Here is a 2,296-nt window from a genome sequence, read left to right as displayed (position 1 = left end):
ACACCTGCTTTGTCGAGTGCTCGGTAGGTCATCGTGCATTGAATACACGCTGGCTTGCTATACACCGTCACCATCTCACTCATGAGCCTGCTCCCTCTCCACCAACAATTTTTTTGCCTGGCTGGCAAGAGAAATCGATAGCGACCGGGAGTGCCGCAGTACCGGGTCGTGGAATACCGCAACGCAGCGAGGATATGCCGCGAAAGCCCGGAACGCAGACACGCAAGGAAGCTACGATGACCAGCCAGACAGGTAAAAACGAAAAGCCCTTACAGCGCCGCACAGCGGCTCGTTCAGGATCCGGCCCCCGCGATGACGAGCTTTGCTGTAAAGCATTTTGTTTCAGTATTTACGTGTTTACTTATTTACTGAGTTGGGCACGAACAGCTTGGCTGATGGTCTCTTGCAGCGCGGGGTTGGCATTGAGCTCAGCGATGAGGGCACGGATTACTTCGACGTGTGGCACTTTGGCGCGGCCCAGATCCTCCGCAAGCCTTGCACTGTAGGCCAAGAGCCCACGGTAGCTCTGTGGGGCAAGGTCAGTCGTCACCCGCACGGGCTTAGCTCGTGGTGCCGCCCTGTGCATTGGCTTGGCTGTCTGCGACTCCCCCAGCGACTCGGCAGCTACGTCGACCGGACGGCTTGCTGGCTGACGCTCGGAGAGGCGGGCCGCTCGGGCCGCTAGTTCTGCCTTGCTCGTCATTTGATCTTTCCCAACATATCGATCTCGCGGGCCGCGTCGGCGTATTTGCCCAGATCTGTCACGGGGGCTGCGAATGCCTGGGCGATCGATTCTCGTCGCGGAATGGTCGTAGTGAGAACGATATGACCGCTGTCGGTGATCAAATCTCGAAACATGGGCGTGGAGTTGGCGTTGGTAATCGTGCGATTCAGGAGCACGGCCACGTTAGGGAGGTTATCTCGGAGGGATTCAACCTCATCTATCGCTGCCCAGACGTCGGGGAGGCGTTCAAATTCCAGCATGGTCGGGGCCATTGTGATGATAATGGTGTCGGCCGCACGTAGTGCTGAGTAGACGATGCCGGCGTGCTCGTCGAGTGGCGGCGTGTCGATCAATACGACGTCTGTCGTTGGCGACACGATACCGGCGAGGCGGGTGTGAAGGTTTTTGACGGGCAGGGCGATGGTGGGAATATCCCACTCCCCCTGTTCACTCCACCGGAGAGACGAGCCCTGGGGGTCAGCATCGATAACGAGCACGCTCTTGCCTTGTGCGGCATAGGCGTGCGCGAGATGCGCGGTGCTGGTGGTCTTGGCTGACCCACCTTTGAGGTTTGCGAGCGTGATTACCTTCATATTTCGATCGTAGCGTAAATACGCGTTTCAGTAAACACTGAGATGCGTATTTACGGATTTAAACAAATACGTGTTTACTGAAACACGTATAACAGTATTTGAGTAAATACGCGTTTACGCAACCACGATTGTCAGTATCTACGTAAATGCGTATTTACGTATTTACGTATTTACGTATTTACGTAAGAAAGCGTAAAGCAGTGACCCTCACAAAGCGGGTCCCGCGACCACTTACCGAGACACACGTGCATCAAACAGGACCTGCGGTCCACCCCGGCGTTGCTGGTCCGGTCTCCCTGCCGGCTTCCTCGTGGGGAGTGTGAGAGAACTGGCCCTTCACCGGCTGGCTTCTCGGGGCCAGCCGGCTGTGGGCTAGATGTTGCGGAGCATGCTGACGATGGTGGGGAAGGGGGAGAGGCTGTCGACGAGTGTGTCGATGGTGCCGTCGTCGGGCTTGTGTGCGAAGGCTTTCTGGATCCTCGTGAGTTGGCGGTCGGTGAGGCCGATGGTTTCGCCGTCGGCGGTGACGCTGACGGCGATGGCGGTACCGAAGATGACGGTGGGGCTGCCGAGGAGGTGGGTGAGGACAGTTGCGGGCAGGTTGAGGGGTGAGCCGTTGATGACTCCTTCATCGTCGACGAACAAGTCGATGCTGTCGGCCAGGCCAACGACGTCGAACATGGAGCAGCCAATGGCGACGCTGATGTCTGCCCCGATGCTGCCTGGGGTCAGGTTCAGGGTGGTGATGGTTTCGGTCGGGTTGATCTTGACGCTACGGATGGTGGTCATGGGATTCTCTCTCCTGAGTTGGTGAGGGCTCGGGGTTCCGGCTCTCGGGCACTGGTTGTGTAGTCGTCCACCGTTTTTCTGCCCTTGGTGGCGAGAGAATCGATTGAGAGCGGGAGCGGCGAAGCACCGCAGGCTCGGGCGAAATAAGGGAGCCTGCGACCGCGTCCGAGACTGCGGTGCGTAGGCACGG

The 2,296-nt window shown here is 58.1% G+C and carries 3 protein-coding genes; all 3 read right to left on the bottom strand.

Annotated elements, in window-relative coordinates; all coding sequences use genetic code 11:
• Positions 1-361: 361 nt before the first annotated feature.
• On the bottom strand, positions 362-703 hold the full coding sequence (locus CXY75_RS00145) for a hypothetical protein (protein ID WP_104080886.1): 342 nt from the start codon (positions 701-703) through the stop codon (positions 362-364).
• Positions 700-1,317 (bottom strand): ParA family protein, encoded by a 618-nt coding sequence (locus CXY75_RS00140; protein WP_104080885.1) that lies wholly within the window; start codon positions 1,315-1,317, stop codon positions 700-702. The genes CXY75_RS00145 and CXY75_RS00140 overlap by 4 nt, the downstream gene beginning before the upstream one ends.
• Before the next feature lie 372 nt (positions 1,318-1,689).
• A complete protein-coding gene (locus CXY75_RS00135; RefSeq protein ID WP_104080884.1) occupies positions 1,690-2,106 on the bottom strand; it encodes a DUF3846 domain-containing protein in 417 nt (138 codons plus the stop codon).
• Positions 2,107-2,296 lie beyond the last annotated feature (190 nt).

Source organism: Cryobacterium sp. Y11, assembly GCF_002929535.1.
Taxonomy (GTDB): domain Bacteria; phylum Actinomycetota; class Actinomycetes; order Actinomycetales; family Microbacteriaceae; genus Cryobacterium.
The sequence above is the reverse complement of the archived record's forward strand: the minus strand, read 5'-3'. Positions and strand labels throughout refer to the sequence as shown.

Bases quoted from the DNA above. Each gene is read 5' to 3' on its own strand.
- CXY75_RS00140 (WP_104080885.1), bottom strand. From the start codon at position 1,317: ATGAAGGTAATCACGCTCGCAAACCTCAAAGGTGGGTCAGCCAAGACC.
- CXY75_RS00135 (WP_104080884.1), bottom strand. From the start codon at position 2,106: ATGACCACCATCCGTAGCGTCAAGATCAACCCGACCGAAACCATCACC.
- CXY75_RS00145 (WP_104080886.1), bottom strand. From the start codon at position 703: ATGACGAGCAAGGCAGAACTAGCGGCCCGAGCGGCCCGCCTCTCCGAG.